Annotated in this window: 21 protein-coding genes; 18 read left to right on the top strand and 3 right to left on the bottom strand. The window is 29.7% G+C overall.

Annotation, left to right across the window (positions count from 1 at the left end; translation table 11 throughout):
• Positions 1–154 precede the first annotated feature (154 nt).
• Positions 155–850, top strand: a complete 696-nt coding sequence (locus ACXLDF_RS12505) for a hypothetical protein (protein ID WP_457558871.1) — start codon at positions 155–157, stop codon at positions 848–850.
• A gap of 399 nt (positions 851–1,249) precedes the next feature.
• Here the strand turns inward: ACXLDF_RS12505 and pyrB are convergent, their stop codons facing one another.
• A complete protein-coding gene (gene pyrB, locus ACXLDF_RS12500) occupies positions 1,250–2,185 on the bottom strand; it encodes an aspartate carbamoyltransferase (RefSeq protein WP_457558969.1) in 936 nt (311 codons plus the stop codon).
• 571 nt (positions 2,186–2,756) lie between these two features.
• Between pyrB and ACXLDF_RS12495 the strand changes: the two genes are divergently transcribed.
• The 4 genes from ACXLDF_RS12495 (at position 2,757) to ACXLDF_RS12480 (ending at position 5,044) form a co-directional block, all read left to right on the top strand.
• Positions 2,757–3,038, top strand: coding sequence for a 50S ribosomal protein L44e (locus tag ACXLDF_RS12495; protein WP_457558870.1), 282 nt, complete (start codon positions 2,757–2,759; stop codon positions 3,036–3,038).
• A gap of 21 nt (positions 3,039–3,059) precedes the next feature.
• Positions 3,060–3,260, top strand: coding sequence for a 30S ribosomal protein S27e (locus ACXLDF_RS12490; RefSeq protein WP_457558869.1), 201 nt, complete (start codon positions 3,060–3,062; stop codon positions 3,258–3,260).
• A gap of 118 nt (positions 3,261–3,378) precedes the next feature.
• Positions 3,379–3,729: a transcription factor S gene (locus ACXLDF_RS12485; RefSeq protein ID WP_457558868.1), complete on the top strand. Its 351-nt coding sequence runs from the start codon at positions 3,379–3,381 to the stop codon at positions 3,727–3,729.
• A 139-nt stretch (positions 3,730–3,868) separates the two neighbouring features.
• Positions 3,869–5,044, top strand: a complete 1,176-nt coding sequence (locus ACXLDF_RS12480) for an alkaline phosphatase family protein (protein ID WP_457558867.1) — start codon at positions 3,869–3,871, stop codon at positions 5,042–5,044.
• A 102-nt stretch (positions 5,045–5,146) separates the two neighbouring features.
• On the opposite strand, the gene ACXLDF_RS12475 is transcribed toward ACXLDF_RS12480, so the two are convergent.
• A complete protein-coding gene (locus ACXLDF_RS12475) occupies positions 5,147–5,494 on the bottom strand; it encodes a hypothetical protein (RefSeq protein ID WP_457558866.1) in 348 nt (115 codons plus the stop codon).
• A gap of 336 nt (positions 5,495–5,830) precedes the next feature.
• Here ACXLDF_RS12475 and pcn point away from each other — a divergent pair, with 336 nt between their 5' ends.
• Complete coding sequence (pcn, locus tag ACXLDF_RS12470) at positions 5,831–6,616, top strand: proliferating cell nuclear antigen (pcna) (protein WP_457558865.1); 786 nt, start codon at positions 5,831–5,833, stop codon at positions 6,614–6,616.
• A gap of 211 nt (positions 6,617–6,827) precedes the next feature.
• Here pcn and ACXLDF_RS12465 read toward each other — a convergent pair whose 3' ends face one another.
• The gene (locus tag ACXLDF_RS12465; RefSeq protein ID WP_457558864.1) at positions 6,828–7,685 is read right to left on the bottom strand and encodes a methyltransferase family protein; all 858 of its coding nucleotides are present in this window, start codon (positions 7,683–7,685) and stop codon (positions 6,828–6,830) included.
• Between the two features lie 309 nt (positions 7,686–7,994).
• On the opposite strand from ACXLDF_RS12465, the gene ACXLDF_RS12460 reads away from it, so the two are divergent.
• The 12 genes from ACXLDF_RS12460 (at position 7,995) to ACXLDF_RS12405 (ending at position 17,850) form a co-directional block, all read left to right on the top strand.
• A complete protein-coding gene (locus ACXLDF_RS12460; protein WP_457558863.1) occupies positions 7,995–8,342 on the top strand; it encodes an ArsR/SmtB family transcription factor in 348 nt (115 codons plus the stop codon).
• Between the two features lie 79 nt (positions 8,343–8,421).
• On the top strand, positions 8,422–8,802 hold the full coding sequence (locus ACXLDF_RS12455; RefSeq protein ID WP_457558862.1) for a hypothetical protein: 381 nt from the start codon (positions 8,422–8,424) through the stop codon (positions 8,800–8,802).
• Entirely contained in the window at positions 8,795–9,118 is a 324-nt protein-coding gene (locus tag ACXLDF_RS12450) for an ATP-binding protein (protein ID WP_457558861.1), read from the top strand. Before ACXLDF_RS12455 ends, ACXLDF_RS12450 begins: the two co-directional genes overlap by 8 nt.
• A 42-nt stretch (positions 9,119–9,160) precedes the next feature.
• Positions 9,161–10,096: a glycine cleavage system protein GcvH gene (gcvH, locus tag ACXLDF_RS12445; RefSeq protein WP_457558860.1), complete on the top strand. Its 936-nt coding sequence runs from the start codon at positions 9,161–9,163 to the stop codon at positions 10,094–10,096.
• Positions 10,093–10,515 (top strand): putative zinc-binding protein, encoded by a 423-nt coding sequence (locus ACXLDF_RS12440; protein WP_457558859.1) that lies wholly within the window; start codon positions 10,093–10,095, stop codon positions 10,513–10,515. The genes gcvH and ACXLDF_RS12440 overlap by 4 nt, the downstream gene beginning before the upstream one ends.
• Positions 10,516–10,517: 2 nt before the next feature.
• Positions 10,518–10,952, top strand: coding sequence for a putative zinc-binding protein (locus ACXLDF_RS12435; RefSeq protein ID WP_457558858.1), 435 nt, complete (start codon positions 10,518–10,520; stop codon positions 10,950–10,952).
• Between the two features lie 25 nt (positions 10,953–10,977).
• Positions 10,978–11,658: a hypothetical protein gene (locus ACXLDF_RS12430; protein WP_457558857.1), complete on the top strand. Its 681-nt coding sequence runs from the start codon at positions 10,978–10,980 to the stop codon at positions 11,656–11,658.
• A 187-nt stretch (positions 11,659–11,845) separates the two neighbouring features.
• On the top strand, positions 11,846–13,156 hold the full coding sequence (locus ACXLDF_RS12425; protein ID WP_457558856.1) for a hypothetical protein: 1,311 nt from the start codon (positions 11,846–11,848) through the stop codon (positions 13,154–13,156).
• Between the two features lie 13 nt (positions 13,157–13,169).
• Positions 13,170–14,444, top strand: coding sequence for a DNA primase small subunit domain-containing protein (locus tag ACXLDF_RS12420; RefSeq protein ID WP_457558855.1), 1,275 nt, complete (start codon positions 13,170–13,172; stop codon positions 14,442–14,444).
• A 126-nt stretch (positions 14,445–14,570) separates the two neighbouring features.
• Positions 14,571–15,446: a DNA replication complex subunit Gins51 gene (locus tag ACXLDF_RS12415; RefSeq protein ID WP_457558968.1), complete on the top strand. Its 876-nt coding sequence runs from the start codon at positions 14,571–14,573 to the stop codon at positions 15,444–15,446.
• An 11-nt stretch (positions 15,447–15,457) separates the two neighbouring features.
• Complete coding sequence (locus ACXLDF_RS12410) at positions 15,458–16,564, top strand: hypothetical protein (protein ID WP_457558854.1); 1,107 nt, start codon at positions 15,458–15,460, stop codon at positions 16,562–16,564.
• Between the two features lie 335 nt (positions 16,565–16,899).
• A complete protein-coding gene (locus tag ACXLDF_RS12405) occupies positions 16,900–17,850 on the top strand; it encodes a hypothetical protein (protein WP_457558853.1) in 951 nt (316 codons plus the stop codon).
• The last annotated feature ends 183 nt before the right edge of the window (positions 17,851–18,033 follow it).

Here is an 18,033-nt window from a genome sequence, read left to right as displayed (position 1 = left end):
TTATATTGAATTTGGAAATCATGAGACAATTGTGCATTTTAAAAAAAGTCTATCTATGAATGTTGTTTCTTTACTTCTTTTATTTGCTGGTCAAGGATATGCCAATATTTCAAGAATTTATTTTTTTTGTGACAATTTTTCCTAAGGTGAATAAATGGCTTCAGAAAATTTATCAAATTATATTGAATTTTATTCAAATAACAACACAGAAAGAATTTATTTTTCTAAATCAAGAATAAAAATACCCGTAAATTTTTCATCTTTTATAAAAATTTACAAAAATTCTCTCTCTATGCGAGATCAACAGATTCTGATTCGAGAAAACGACTTTTTTATAATTAACTTTCCAGAAAATTTATGTCTAAAGATTTTAAAAAAACTTCATAATCAAAAATATGATATCAAGTTTTCAATTAAAGGTGAATTCTTCAATTCCCCGATTTTCAAATTAAGAAATTTAGAATTCTCCCAGTTTAAGCAACTTCTGCAAATTTTAGAAAAAAATGATATTTTTACCAAAGCAAAATTAAATGAATTTGAAAATCTTGCTGATTATCGAAACCATACTAAAAATGCCATACGATTTGTCAGCTGGGCTCTATTGGCAATATTTGCATTAATTTTGAGTTTTTCATTGATTGATATTTTTAAGGAAAAATATTCTTTCTGGCTTAAATTTTACTATACTTTCAATAGTTTGTTCTTAATTATAAATATCATATTTCTTTATCTTAATGGAGATCCATCAAAAATAGAACGACATAGGAAAATATATTTTATACAAATTATTTCAATTATAATTTTTGCTTTGATTAATATAAGCTTATATATTTTGGCTGTAACATTATAAACCACCTTTTTCAATAATATAAGTGGTGAAATAAAATGAATAATCTAAATCCTATCCATACTGAAGTTGCTAATGTATTTGTATTAACCTCGATATATGAGAGTAGCAATTTAATTTAAGTACGAATAAGTTTAAATTAGTTTCCACAATGATATTGGAGTTACTAAAACATATTATTATACCGTCATTGCTCAGAATGGAATACCAAATAGTATTTTATTAAATATAGTAAATATTTCTATGAATTTAATAAGGCGAATTCTTTCTAGAAAGAAGCAAATAAGAAAAAAAATTATTTCTTTTTTTCATGACTTTTCACCTTACTTGACTATCTAAATGAGTGGTATTACATCAGGGTGTTAGATAAGGCTTATTTGTACAAATGACATTGTTATAATATTATTTTAATGTTTTCGGATCTTGAAGCAAAATACTGGCCAAAATCGCTTTTCGCATCATTAGTCCAAAATATGTTTGCTTAAAATACTGTGCACGAGGATCTGAATCAATTTTTGGGTCGATTTCATTTACTCGGGGTAGTGGATGTAGAATAATTGCGTCATGCTTGATTTGTTTTAAATCATCCTTTGTTAAAATGAAAAGATCTTTGACCTTATCATATTCTTCTAAATCTCCAAATCTCTCTTTCTGAATGCGGGTCATGTATATTACATCCAATTTTGGAAGTGTTTCATGAAAATCTTGGGTTTCAATAAAGTTTGTTCCCTTTAAAGTTAAAGAATCCTTCACTCGATACTGCATTTTCAACTGCTCAGGACTGATGAAAAATAGGTTTGAGTTAAAATTTGATAGAAGATGGGCTAAAGAATGAACAGTTCTGCCGTATTTAAGATCTCCAATTAAACCAATATTCAAATTATCTAGTGATCCTTTTAATTCTTTTATTGTAAGTAAATCCAGCAATCCTTGAGTTGGATGTTCTTGGGATCCATTTCCTGCATTGATAATTGGAACATCTGAAAATTCTTGAGCTAATTTTGCTGCTCCCTCTTTTTTATGTCGAATAACAATTGCATCTGCATAGTTTGCTACAGTTCGAATTGTATCTGCCAGTGTTTCTCCCTTTTTAACTGATGAAGTGCCTGCTTCAGAAAAACCCATAACTTTTCCACCAAGATGTAATATAGCACTCTCAAAAGATAGGCGCGTTCGAGTTGAAGGTTCAAAGAACAAAGTAGCCATTACTTTTCCTTGCAAGATTTGTGAATATTCTTTTTTATTTTGCTCAATCGTGGTGGCTAAATCAATTAGTGTTTCAATATCATTTCGGTCAAATTGCTTGGCCGAGATGACATCCATGTTGTAAAAGTCCATTTTCCAACCAATACAACGTGCGACTTTTTTTATGATTTTTGCTTTCAAGTAATAACCACATAATAACATAAGACAATTTTTCAAGATTTTAAAATGAAATTTCTAATACTAAAAATTCTTATAAAATACTATTTTTTAATTTAAATAATTCTAAGTTAATTCTAGAAAATTTACTGATCGATTTCGTATAATTGGTGTCAAAGATAAGGAATATTGAATTTAAAAGCATACTTTCTTCCTACTATGCAAAAATGGTTCGATACTTGGTATTCTTTTTATTTAGATTTCAATAATATCCTATCATCTTTGTAAAAAATCATCTCGCCTTGAATTCAATATATTTTAAATTTCGAATACGATATATTACGATATATTATTTATTAGGCTTTACTTTGCAAAAGAAGGATTCAGTATATCAAATAGCATTCAATCTCAATTTTAATCTAAATCCAATTCATTTTCCATAACTTGAATTTACATACTATTTTTTAAATCCATATCCTATAAATCAAAAAATTAAAAATTCATGCCATCTTTTCATACATATCAGAATCTCGTTGAAGGAATTATTATGAAATTTCCCAAATCTAAACGTATTTACTGCCCAAATTGTAAAGAACACACAGACCATAAAGTCTCAATATACAAAAAAGGAAAAGATACTCAATCAGCTCAAGGCGCAAGAAGATATGCAAGAAAAAAAAGAGGTTATGGATCGCAGCCTAAGCCGATTCAGCATAACCAGGCTAAAGTTAATAAAAAAACAACTCCAACATATAAGTGCACCAAATGTAATCGAGTTGTGATTGGCAAGGGATTACGCTTGAAAAAATTCGAGATCTTAACTAAATAATCAAAAAAGAGGAAGAAAATCATGAAAGCAAAAAAATCAGAATTAGTGCCAAAACCTAAAAGTAGATTTTTACGAATTAAATGTTTGAATTGCGGTGCTGAGCAAATTGTATTCGGTTGTGCCACTGTTGAAGTGAAATGTTTTGTCTGTGACAAGCAATTAGTTCAATCTACTGGTGGAAAGGCACGAATTTTAACAAAAATTTCTGAAGTTTTATCATAAAATATTATTGAACATATTAGTTTTTTTTTCCAAATCCTTGAAGGAATCAATTTAAAAAATTTATGATTCTTTCCTTATTCCTTATTATCTTTAAATTTTATAACAGGCGATTGTATATATGGTTGAATTCTGTCCAAATTGCGAAAAACTGCTTCGAAAGAAGAAAAATGACCAGGGCGAATATGTGTTGATGTGTGTAGCGTGTGGTTATTCGAAACCGATTGAAAAAAAGAGAGAGCGTAAACAAAAATTATCAAAACGAATTGAAAAGAAAATCGCCGATAATAAAACACGCGTCTTAGATGAAAATAGTGATAATTTAGAACTTAAACCAAAAACACGGGTCGAGTGTCCTGAATGTGGATATTTTGAAGCGTATTATGAACAATACCAGACCCGATCTGCTGATGAACCTGCCACAACATTTTATTCATGCGTCAAATGTAAACACCGATGGCGTGAATATTAAGCTAGAAAGTATCCAATTTACAAAAAAAAAAACCAATTTCTGTTTTTTTTCATTCGTTATTGCTTCTTATTTTATATTCTTCATTCTTATAATAGAGAATATTGGCAATATCTTAAAATAATGTGTGCCTATTTATCTTGTGTTATTTCCAGAATATAATGGTGGGTCGATTGTTAATTTAATGGCTTCTTTAGGGCAGTATTTTGGAATTTCTATGGAATATTCTCCCTTGGAAAAATTCCCGACTGGATTTTTGAACTCAAACAACTCATCTCCTGTCATTTTGATCATAATTGATGGATTAGGCTATAATTATTTGATTAAACACTGCCGTAAATCAAATTTTCATAAGTATTTGGCTGGAAAGATGACATCAGTTTTTCCTTCAACAACAGCTGCTGCCATGACCACGTTTTATTCTGGGATCGCTCCGATAAACCATGGAATTCCTGCCTGGTTTACTTATCTGCGAGAAATTGGTGTTGTCAGTACAATTTTACCTATGCATGTCCGTTCGCTTAAAGCTTCGATTCTTTATAATAACCTAACTGCATCAGATATTTTTCAATTTCCTTCTTTTGCAGCTAGACTCTCCCAAAAGTCCGCTACACTCTTTCCTAAATCTATATATAAATCGCCTTACAGCTCTTATGCTGTTAAAGGATCAATTGAACTGAAATATCCAATCAAGAATTTACGCGCTTTTTTTAAAACTATTCGAAAAACAATGACTCACAAGAATCCCCCTTCTTATATGCTTGCATATTGGCCGGATTTTGATACGTCATCACACATTTATGGAATTGAAAGTAATCAAACGATGGAACACTTTAATGCTTTAGATAGAGAATTTGGTTATTTTATTGATGAAATGAAGACAAAAGGGCGGAATATGAAAATAATAATTACAGCCGACCATGGTTTGATTGATACAACGGAGGAACATTCCCTATGGTTGCATGATTATCCTGAATTGCGACACATGCTGACCTTACCGATAGTTGGTGAAGGTCGCGTGCCTTTTTTATACGTTCGGCCTAAATCTGTCCAAGCTTTTGAACGATATATGGAAAATCATTTTGGAGAAGTGGGTGAATTATGGACAGGTGAGCAAACATTCAATCATAATCTTTTTGGACTTTATCAAGCCCATCCACAATTTACAGACCGGATAGGGGATTATCTCCTGTTTATGAAAGATAATTATGTGTTTCGGGAAAGATTACTTGGAGAAAAAAGAGAAAAAATGATTGGGCATCATGGGGGATTAAGTCCTGAAGAAATGGAAGTACCTCTCATTTTGGTGGATATTTGATAAATTTAGTATCATACCAAAAAAATTTTAATAGATATGGGAAAATTGTGAGATGTGGGAGAAGTGTGAAAAATTCAAGACATATGAGATGTATAAAAAAGCTTATTGGATTTCCTTAAATTTCTCCATGGTTTTCAAATAGAAGTTAAAATCCAATTCTTGCATGTCCTGAATAATCTGAGCAACAATTACTGGAGTCCCTGTTCCATCAATTTCATACTTTCCGAAAACTCGATATATATTTCCCTCTGTTATCTTGGGTGCGTCATCTGGGATATTTTGAGTTTGAATTTTACCTGTAGTATCATCGACATAAAAATCATCATTTGCATTTATATTTCGAGCATATCCTATCAGTTGGACTAAGTCATCAGAAGGTTGAAGGTCTTTTATAAGCTTTTTTTCATAATACTGATCTGAGCGCATTTCGTCTGGTGTAAATTCGGTCATAAACAGTCAAATAAATTATGTCTCTCTTGCTTTTTAAAATCACTGGAGAGGTAATTAACAGTCATTTAGTAATAAAAACTTATTTGCACTTATCAACCCATTCATACGAGAAATTACTAATTAGTGTGGATTGGTGTAAATTAGTTTATTGTGTTCGTAAATATAGAATAGTAAAAAGTAAAGAAAAATGATCAAAAAAGATCAATTATTACGCATTATTTAGAAAAAGGAAAAAAAGACTTATTTAAAGGTTAATAAATTCGCAGAAGGAAAGTTTATTTGATTTTCAATACAAACATTCATATTACTAGTAGATAAAAAATAGAGGACATAAGCATGTTTAAGGTTAAAATTAAAGATTCAAAAATGATTAAAGGAATTTTTGATGCAATATCTTCCATTATTAGTGAAACAGTACTTAAAGTTGACCCAAATGTAGGGATCTCAATGACAGCAATGGATATATCCCATATCTGTTTGGTCTCCTTAGTTTTACATAAAGATGATTTAGATGAATTTCAAGCAGATGAATTATATGAATTGGGAATTAATTTAGAAGATATGGTTAAAATTCTAAAACGCAGTGGTTCATCTGATGAGATTACCTTCTCTCATGATGCTTCTGAGAAAAAATTAATCATCCAAATGAAACCACCTGAGGCGAAAAAGGCCCGTACCTTTACCATGAGTTTAATTGACTATGATGGAGAAGAAATTGATGTAAATGCTTTGAACAATTTGGAATTTGATAATATTTGTACATTCAATCTTTCATACTTAGATGAAGCAATCAAGGATGCAGAAATATTTGCAGAAGTTCTTCAAATCCAAGCTTTACCAAATTTAGTGTTTTCAACAAATGGTAGTATTGGAGATATGGAATATGTTTTGGAAAAGGAGGAATTAATCTCTGCAGATTTCAAATCAGAGAGTACAGGTGTGTTTTCAATTGCATTTTTGAAAAATATTCTGAAGATGGGTGCAATTGCACAGAATATTACTGCAGAAATGCGTTCAGATGCCCCATTAAAGATGAATTTTGATATATTGAATTCAAGTCATGTCTTGTATTTCTTAGCACCTCGGGTGGAAGACGACGACGATTCCATGTATGAAGATTAAAATGTAATTGCTTTTTTTTATTTCATTTAATATTAATATCATTTTGTACTTTGAAATAATTATCAGCGCCTTCTTAGGTGAAAAGTTTCAATTTAGGTTTGAAGAAGAAATGCTCATTAAATATATTGATGGGTATGAAAAATATAAAAAGAAAGTAAAACACCAAATATTTTCTAAGATTCTTCTGGATTGAAAAAATGGAATGAAAAAATTAATCTCTCGATCCTACAAGAAAACCCATGAATTTTATCCATTTTTTCGGATGCATAAAGAAAGCTGGGACTTTTTGACGATATTCTATGTAAGAACATCCAAAACGACTAATTAATTCCTTTTCTTCAACAAAATGAATGTGGATAAAAAATCCTATAAAATACACCAGAAAATAGATGAGATTATAAATTGAAAAATAGAAAATAAATGCGCCCAAGCAGATATAAATAAGACCTGCATATGTAGGATGTCTGAGAATTGAATAAATCTTATGATTTTGAACTTCGCTTTCTTCTGGAAAGTAAAGATATACAACAGCCATGTAATCGAATCCAAAAGTGAATAATGAACGTAGAATTGCTCCTAAACCGAGAATTAAGCATATAATTCCCATTATTTTTCTAATAACATCAATAATAATCCAATTTCCTCCAATTAATGAAGTGAGTGGTTCCATCCAAATAGAATAGGGCATATTTATCCAAACTTCAGGATGAAAAATGCTTGGAGGAAAAAAGCTATTGAAACTTAGAAATATCAAGCTTTCGATTCCAATAAATCCTACAAAAAGAATCCGTTGATAACATGTTTTTGGAAATCTGGCCTTAATAGTATCCCGCCAATTAAATATAATAAAAACTGTTATGAGCGCAACAACCTCAATTATGATTACTCCAATTAAAGGAGTTACCCCACTAAAAGTTGAAGGATTAATAATACTTATTGAATTTAAATAGTGAATAACTAAAACAAGAATCATTAAAAGCATTACGGCATATATTGGTAAAATAATTATCCGTTTTCCAGAAAAAGAAGGCAATTTTTCTCTGAATTTGTCCATTCCTTTTATTTTCATAAAGTATTCATCTCAATTATTGAATAATATGGAATAATCAATATTATTTGCAATATGATAAGTTAAAATCTATTATTAATTGTTGATCTATGGTAGATAATTCTGTTAATCGAAAGCTTTGATACTTGAAAAGTTTTCCTAACGTTCATGATATAACATTTTAGAATTTCTTAAAAAGCTTATTTAAAGTGTGTGAAAAGCAGTGAGTAGTCAATAAAGATGAAAGTGATGAAAGAATAGCAATTAGATAGTATAAAACATTTTAATTATTATCAAAACATTTTATATTTCTAATCTGTAAATGTTACTATGGATTCTCGAATTGATGAATTTCTAAAATCTTGCGATAAATCCCAATCATCGCCGGATTTTGTGGTGCAATATCAAAATTTAGCTAAAAAAATTTCTCAAAGCAAGGATTTTATTCAAGAATTAAAGCGACATAGTGCTTTGGCAAATAAATATCGATTATTAATTTATCACCTCCTTAAAGATGGCGAACAATGCAATTGTTCACTGGCAAGGATTTTGGGATTGTCTGAGGGCTCAATCACCCATCATATAAAGAAGTTGGAGGAAGCTGGTTTGATTGTAGGCCGCAATCGGGGTCATTTTACCATTTACTATACGGCTGCTAATCTGAAAAAGCGACTTTAAAAATAATGAATTGAAAAAAAAGGAAATCAATTTAATATTTTTCAAAATGTTTTAATAATTACAAAACCTATTTTTAATTATGAGAAAAGTAGGATTTATTTTCTGTGTTTGCACTGGCGATTGTCCTGGTTTTGCAAGTATGAATGTATGGGATTTGATTAACCAAGTACGCTTAGCGTTACCGGTAGAATGGGCAATTGTACATCCTCAGTTGTGTGAAACTGATGGTGATCGATTTACTCAGAATTTATTGGAGCTAATTCGTCAAAATCAGTTGAAATATTTCATTGCAGGATGTTCTCCAAATATGCAGCGTAAATTAATCGGTTCTCATTTTAAAGAAGCAGGATTAAATTTTGAGGACTGGGTTATGCCCTTGGATGTGCGAAATATGACTACAGAACAAGCTTTCGATGCAATTGAAGTTCAATTGGAAAAATGGGTGAAAATTGATGAATAATTCTGATAAAAATAGAATTCCAAAGCAAATTCATCGATTTATGGGGGTGGATCGAAAAGACATTGACTGGTTTCCCATAATTGATTTTAATAAATGTAATAATTGTGGTGATTGTGTTCAATTTTGCGCCCATGGTGTATTTAATATGGAAAATGGAGTATTAATTGTTCAGAATCCAAAAAATTGTGTTGTGTTCTGTCAAGCATGTTTAAAAATGTGTCCAAAAGATGCATTAATATTTCAAGAGAAAAAGAAAGTTTTAGCCCAGATTAGGCAAATAAAATCGCAACAAAAGCAATCCATAGATAATTATTGATAGATTTTAGAAAATAATTTAAAATAATGTTTGGTGAAATATATGAATGTAAAAATCGTTTTGATTCCTTGTATGGGATGCGAAAAGAACATAGGAAAGATCGGCACTTTGGCAGCTTTTTCTTTGGAAAAATCAAATAAATTTCCTTTCCTAAGACTTAATCCATCTATCACTCAAATTGCTGCTGGAGAATATACTTCATTTTCTTCAGAAACATTGATTATTGCGCTGAATTGTTGTAACCTTCGATGTACAACAAAGATATTACATCAAAAGAGTATCAAACCTCACTATGTGATAAATATCTCTAAATATTTGAAGGATCTTACTATCCCAAAAGGTGTTATTTCAGTTCATGAGTTGATCAAGGATTCCTCAGTTTCTTTTATTACTGAACGCCTTTCAAACGAAATTGAAGAATTTGTTGTTCAATTTACACATAAACATAAAGAGAATTCAGGTATCAAAGCAAATGAACCTTCAATTTCTAAGATTTCATTTACATTCACTCCAAATTATTCAAAAATGCTCGAATTTACTTTTTCAAAGTTTAAATTTCAAGTTCCCATATATCCAAATCAACTTTTCTTTAATTGGAATGATTCATGGGCTTACTATTTGGGTGAAGGAAAAGTGGTGATTGGCATTACAGATTATATGCAAAAAAACCTATCGGATATTCTTATTTGTGAATTTAGCGAAATGGGCACTAATATTGGTCAATTTGAAGCCGTTGCAGAATTGGAATCAAGCAAGACTGTTAATGAAGTACTAAGTCCTTTCAGTGGTAAAATAATTGCTGTAAATACTAAGTTAGAAGAAGCTCCTGAACTTATAAATGAAGATCCTTATAATAATGGATGGATAGTTATTTTAGAATGTAATAATTTCGAAGAAGAATCATCAGAATTAATGTCTTCTGAAGAATATTTCAATTTTATGAAAGAAAAAATTGAACAAGAAGGTATTCACCAATGAGTAAAAAGAAAAAAGTGAATATTTTGCCATGTAGCGGAATAGGAAAAACTTTGGGCACGCTAAGTAGATGGACTGCATTTGAAATTGTTGAGAATTTATGTCCTCAAAAAACTCAATTAATGTGTTTAGCGCGGGCTGTAGTAGGGGATAATGAAATTCAGTCGAAAATTTTAAATAATTACAATATTACTTTAGATGGTTGCCCTAAACAGTGTGCTAAAAAGAATATCGAATTAAAAGGTGGAAATGTCCAAAAATCTTATTTAATGGCGCGATTCTTAACAAAAAATCGAGATCTCACTTATGATAAGAAAAATATTATTGATCCTGGAGATGGTGCTTTAGAATTAGCCAAACGCATTGCATTACAAATTAAACCAGTAATTGAAAAAATTTTTGATCAAGTTGGTGCAGATTAAAAATGATTAAACCAAAATTTGTTGGATTACTCTCTTGCAGTGGGGAAGAAATACCAGAAGGAACCATTTCTCGGATTGCAACAAGGAAAGTTTTGCAGGAATTATTACCTGGCTTAACTACAACTGTGTGTGTACCTTTATTTTTAACTGGTGATGAACAAGAACGGGATTTTGTGCTGAAATATCCATGCATTGCTATTGATGGATGTGAAAAAGCTTGTGTTGCTAGAAATTTAAAGTTACTCGGGAAAAAGCCATTTGCTGAAGTAAATTTATTGCAATTCTTTAATTCAGATGAACTTAAAGAAATTAAAGACAGCAAGCTTCATGATCGCTATTGGAAAGATCACCCCTATACACAACGTTTAGCTGAACATTTGGCAAACCTAACTGCTCAAAAATTGCAAAAAATAAATTCATCTGAAGAAATCTTTTAAAATTCTTAACCCGAAATTAATAATTATGGTAAATGAGATAGCAATTATTGGAGAAATTATTGGCTTTGTAACTGCTTATACAATTACAACTGTGATTATGCGAAAAAAGGATTCTTATATTGGAAATCGCTATTTTGCAACAAGTTTCATTCTATTCGGTACCTATTCTTTAGTAATGATGATATATGAATTTGGAATTTCAGAGATTGTGGTTCTTACTCTTTTTTATATTTCTTTAGTAATATTAAATTATGCAACTGCTTTTTTTGTTATATCTATGCAGATTTTTATTTATAGTAGAGCATGGTTGGAATCAAAAATTCCAAAAATTATTATTGCAGGATCTACCATTATTGCGATCATTTCTGTGGTTATGCCAGTAAAAGTAGAATTATTAGATCCTGTACAAACAACTAAGAATTTTGTGGCACTTATTTCCATGGGAGTTTGGCAGTATACCTTATTAATCTATTCTCTTGTTAAAATATCGCAAGTTTTGAAAAATATTGAACAAACAAATAATATAGTGAAGAAAAAAATCCAAAAATTATGGATGGCACAATTTATCGGTCTTATGGCGCCTACTGCTTCTGTAATTGGAAATATTTTACAAAATTATGTAATCGTTGCTTCGCTTCACGTTTTTTTAGCAACCGCATTTGTTCTTGTAGCTTTAGCTATTTTGGGTAAAAAAGATATCGAATAATTATAAATTTATATTTATTTTTATCTTATAATGATTTTTTATCCTGTTTTTTATTATTCGATGATAGTATAGATTTTTAAATTGAAAATAAAAATTAGAAAATTGAAAAAGACTAGGTTGTTTAGTTAATAAATAGTGAAATAAATACAATGATCAAGTTAGTTAATAAAAAGTGAATCAACAGATTATGCAATCGCTAACTCCTCTTCCCAAACAATATTTTTACACATTTCCATGGCTTAATGGTAGCGGTGAAATCCTTCTTGAAGATCTGGGTTTGTTATCACAATCTAATGAAGCCACCTCAGTGGTAAATATGATCAAGAAGTTGTTTACAGAATTTCATAATTTAGATCAAATTGAAAATGATTTAGAATATAGAATTACTGAATTTCTTAAACAATGTGCTGAATCTAAAGAGAAATTTACCACTTCCACCGATGATATTATTAATTTGGCAATGTATCCGCTTTTACAAATAATCTTGTCTTTATTAGGTAATCGTATATTAGGTAATGCTATGGCAAATATCTACGCTAAGCATTGCCAAGAAGAGTTAAGATCGCATTCAACTTCTAAACAGCATGGTTCGAGAAATAAATATAATGACTATCAGATTCAAAGTATTTGTCATAATTTGGGCTTAGAATGTCAAGTAACTTCAAAAAATATGATTGATCATATGATTTATCCTTTTCAAATGGATTTCAAATCCTATCTTTCAGTTGCTACAAAATTAACTGGAGATAGATGGAAATTGATTAATAGAATTTTCGTACAAGGAAAAGTTAATTTAATTCGTGATGATGTAATTTTATTGCTCCGTGAAATGGTTAGAAAAAAAACTAAGCCGGATTATAAGGCAATAGATCCTGAATTGAAGAATGAAATTGAAGAGATACCAGAAATTTACCGAATTCTTGAACGTGTTGAAAAAATAGTAGAACAAAATACAAAAAAATTTGCTTCATCATTATTTATTGCTGATGAAAAAATTGAATATGAATTATTTCCTCCCTGTATGAAAATGATCCTATTTCGTGCTTCTCAAGGGGAAAATTTGTCTCACAATGAACGTTTAGCCATTGCATTTTATTTTCTAAATACAAATCACAGTATTGAAGAAACAGTTGATATATTTAGAACCATTCCAGATTTTGATGAATCTATTGCACGATATCAGGTGGAATTTGCGGCAGGTTCAGGGGGAAAGGGGAAAAAATATAAAATGTATAATTGTGCTAAATTACAAAGTTTTCGACTTTGTAAAGCTGACGATCCTCAATTCGGAGATCGACTTTGTATAAAGGGGGGAAAGCGAAAAGATGGCACTTTTCAACCAATCAAGAATCCAATTAATGATTATGTCTTCTGGAAAAAAGTTGAACTTAAAAGAATTCACAGAAGTCAAGTTCCTAAGACATTAGATGGTTCCAAAAGTTCTCAAACCTCTCAAGATTCTGTATCTTCTGTACACTCTGAATTAACCAAAAAATAGGGCGTTCTGTTAGATGAATTTAACCCAATATTATTTATATAAACTATTTCAAGCATATTATAAGGCACATCTGAAGAAATATCCCACTATCAGTGATTTACCAAATAGAGAATTTGCTTTTATACGTTGGGATCATCCTGGAATGCAACGTCATATTGGATATCCAAAAAAGGACTATTTAATGAATTATTTGGTAAAATATGCTCCACGACACAGTTATCGAAGCGCAACAATCTATTCCACTCCATCCGCAGATAAAATGGAGCATAAAGGTTATTTAGGTTGTGATTTTGTCGTTGATATCGATTCTGATCACATTCCTACATCTTGTCAACATCGTCATAACTATGTTATTTGTAAAAATTGCGGTAAACTTCTCTTGGGAGATAAACCAGAGGAGTGTCCGGACTGTCACAGCAAAAAATTTAAAAAAATTGTCTGGATTTGCGATGAATGTTTAGATGTTTCAAAAGAACAAGTTCACCATTTGATTGACGGATTTTTAAAAAATGATTTTAATATTCCACTTTCTGCTATTAAATTGAATTTTTCTGGTCATCGAGGATATCATGTGCGTATTGAATCTAAGGTTTTTCGTTCACTTGATCAAGAAGAACGTCGTGAAATTGCAGATTACGTTACAGGTCAAGGTTTTTCTTATAATATATGGAATTATAAACCAGTTCAAGCCAATATGTATGGATTTCGTATTGATCAACCTGGTTGGCCTGGTAAAATTGCGCGTGAATTCTATAATGTTTTATCTCAAGGAACTGATTATGCTGAAAATGTGTTTGCTAATCCTCGATATGGGATTCCTATTCGTTCCAATGTTTTGCGACCTTTGATTGAAAGAAGAATAGATCTCATTCGAAGACTTGAGAAAAAAAGTTCAATATGGGGAATTCCTCATGTTGGTCTTGCTACATGGCATCGCATTTTTGAAATTTTGAGAGATCGGATTAAAGCAGATATTGATGTTGTTGTTTCGATTGATGTTCACCGATTAATTCGTTTGGAAGGTTCAATTCATGGAAAAGCGGGTTTAAGAGTAATTGATGTTCCCTATGGAAAATTAGATGAATTTGATCCTCTAAATGATGCATTAACTTTTCCTAAAGAAAGTTTAAACAAACTAACAATTAAGATTACTGCTCCTATCTGCCCTCCAATTAGAATTGGTAAAACAACATATGATAATTTTCAATATGATAAAGAATATACTGTTCCTATAAATGTCGGATTGTTTTTACTTTGTAAAGATGTTGCGGAATTAATAAAAAACTAATAAAAATTTGAGAATTTTACCTATATTATATTTCATACACCATTTACAAATTAATAGTAATACAGTTCTTCAATACAAAATGAAAATTATAATTAGTTAGAATGAAAGAAATCAGGATTGAAAGAAATGGATGCCTTTACCCAAGAAAAAATCTACATAAATTTACTTCGAATTTGGGAACGTGTGCATTCAAGTAAAAAAATTATAAAAATAAAACAAAAAGAAGAATTTCTCTCTGGTGTACGAGAATTGGGTAAAGCACTTATAAAACAATTAAGTGAAACTAAGAATTCAACAATACAATTAATCATTCAGAAAACTTTAGATAATGTCCGTTATATGGTATCAGATATTCTTGAAATACGTGCAGAAAAAATAACAAATTCTGCAAAAACTAATGAATTTGTGGAAGAATCACTCTTATTCCCTTTTGAACTGCAATTTTATCATCAATTACAACCTTCATTTCGTGGTTTTTTAAAATCAAAACAACAAATTCTTCAATCTTTTAATTTCAATGGAAATTTGTCGCAAAATAAATTAATCGATTTTGAAGATAGTTCTCAAGATTTTGAAAATGATGATAATGATTTTATCCAAAAATATGAAGATAACTTATCATTTATTGATTCATCAGAATCTATTTCTGAAGATATTAATTCTTCATCATATTCTATATATATGTCTGAATCAAGCTATAATCCAAAATCCAATAATCATTCAACAGATGACTCTCAAGAAGATCAAAAATTTCATTCTGACACACAAAAACATTCTTTCACCAAAGAATCTTCAATAGACTTCTTTAAATCTGAGAGAAATAGATCGAAAATTAATTATCAAACTATTATTTCTAATTCTGATATTTCCCCTTTTGTTGGTCATGATCTTATTATCTATGGACCTTTAGCAAAGGGCGAAATTGCATGTATCCCTGAAAAAAATGCTCAGATTTTTCAAGGAGAAAATATGATCAAGCTTATTAGATCAAATCACAAATGATAATGTGTTCCATGTTATTCGAAATTTCCTTTCCTACTTCAAACAATCTTCAATTTTATATTCCAATTTCGTTTGTTATTATTATTCTCCTCCTTCAAACTGCTGGAATTGCTTTATATAGGAGTTTTCTCTATAAGAAAAGTTCTCCTTTTACAAGTCAAATTCTATTTGCTTATGGTTTTCTTCTTACAAGTCAAATGTTTGGATTTATTTTCCTATCCTTAGATCGATTTTTAATTTGGGATCTTCTCAGTGGATGGTCAAATGAATATTTTTATATTATTGGTTGGTATTTATTCGGTATTGGGGGATTTGGAGCAAGTTTAATCTTTGAACGAAGTTTCATCCTAACTTCTAAGTATCCATATCTTTTTTCTTCTCTATCGTTTTTTTTAATTCTTATTAATCTTTTCAATTGGAAAAATACGACTTTAGGTTATTTTTCAGTTTTATTATTCTTCATAATTAATTTTTTTATTTTTTTCTATTGGCTTAGGTTATATCTAAAAAGTTCAAATCAATTAAAGAAATTTTTACTCGATATAATGATTGGATTTATCATTGGTTCATTGAATTTGATAGCAATGAATAAACAGATAGAAGGATATTTTTTTTCTGAGATCCCCTATATTATTTTGTATATTGGGCAGTTTATTGGTTGTGTCTTGCAATTTCATGCTGTTTTTCAAATCAAAACTCTTAATGATGCTGATTGGCGCTCTTCTATTTTAGAAATTGCACTAATTCATCAAGAATCTAAAGAAATATTATTATATCAAAATTTTACTAAGAAAAAAATGAGCGATATAACTAATTTTTCTTCATCAATCAATGCTTTAGAAGAAATTCTTAAATTGATTGAAATTAATCCTCATAAAACTGAAGCAATAAATATCGAAAGAGATCAAAACCAATTGATAATTTTGTATTATAAGAATTTAATTGGTGTTTTAATCACTTCTCAACCATTTTATATCTATCCTAGATTACTTTTGAAAATTCTTGTAGAATTTTCATATGAATATCATTATATTCTGATTCGCAAAAGAAGAATTAAGCTAAATCAAGTTGAATTTAAACCATTTCTTCAACGATTATATCAAATAGTTTATGGTTAATTAGAGAAAGAAAATTTTATCCAAAAAAAAGTAGGAAATTGTCCAGAATGATATTATTAAAATTTGCCTCGCTCTCTGTAATGATATCCTTTTCCCTTGAGATTGTAATTACTTTTTTAAGTTTTGAATTTTTTTTGTTATTTTTTGAGCAATATTCGAAAAAAACAAATGAATCTATCTCGAACAACACATCTTCCAAATTTTCAATAATACAGAATAAAGAATCAAATCAAATTTTAAATATTTCAGTATTTAGACAAGTAATATTAAAAATAATAAAAAATTGTAAAAAAATTCTTTCAATTCTCCAAAATAGAGAATTATGTTGGGGTATTATGTTTTTTCTAATTGGGAATATGATGGTTTTACAAATTATTGGCGATTTCTACTTTTCTGAAAAGAAAATAAGATATTTCTTTATTTATGGGCGAAATTTAGAGTTTATACTATCTTTGTCTCTATTCAGTTTCTCATTAGAATCAAGTGAGTTGAAATCGAATTTTTACTTAATTTCTAAAGGATTTGGGCTTCTTTCTGCAATAATTTTTATTTTTACTATATTTTCTCCTAATATAACTATCCTTCTTCTTCTTTTAGCTATTCCCTTAATTTTAATTCTATTAATCCAATATGGATGGATGACTTTAATCCAAACAAAAAAATTTCGGACATTTCGATACCCTTTTTATGCTTTATTCTTAGGATTTTTCTTTTTTATTGCAGGATTTCTCATCAGTCAACTACTTTTTAATACTCGAGATCTTCCAAATTTGGATTTAAGTGGGAGATTGGTTGGGGATTTTATTCAACTTTTCGGGATTCTCCTATTAGCTGTTGCATTTTTCTTTTTACCATCCTTAAATGAATTTACATGGTATGATAAATTACAAAAAATGTTTGTAATCCACCCTACTGGCTTATGTTTATTTGGCTATGATTTTCTAAAATTTCAAACAATCTCAGAGGCATCAACAGATACAGATCTTACAACAAGTCTTTTATTAGCAATGAACACTATTGCTCAAGAAATAACACCGCAAAAATCATCAAAAAGCGATGTGATTCATAAAGATAATTTAATTATACTTCTTGAATTCGGGATGTATTGTTTCATCGCTTTATTTGTATCTGAAGATAGCATTACAATTCGCAAGAAATTGAAAGAGTTTAGCAGCTCTTTTGAGAGAATGTTTTCAGCTAAGCTAAAGAAATGGTCTGGAAATACAAATCAATTTGAATCAGCAGAAAATTTAATATTTAAGATATTTACTCCAGATCCACTATAGTATTTTGATGAATTAATTTCAAAAGAAATGAATATAATGAATTTTGATTAATATAAAATGAGAATTTTTAATTTCCCTTGTTCGACAAAAATAATTTATTTTTTAATCTTTTTAAATCTCACTATGCACATATTTCACTCGTTAATAATGCTGACATTGCCATATTAACCATTTTCGAAGAGA

The organism is Candidatus Harpocratesius sp. (assembly GCF_054039255.1).
This window is presented reverse-complemented; position numbering and strand designations above follow the sequence as displayed.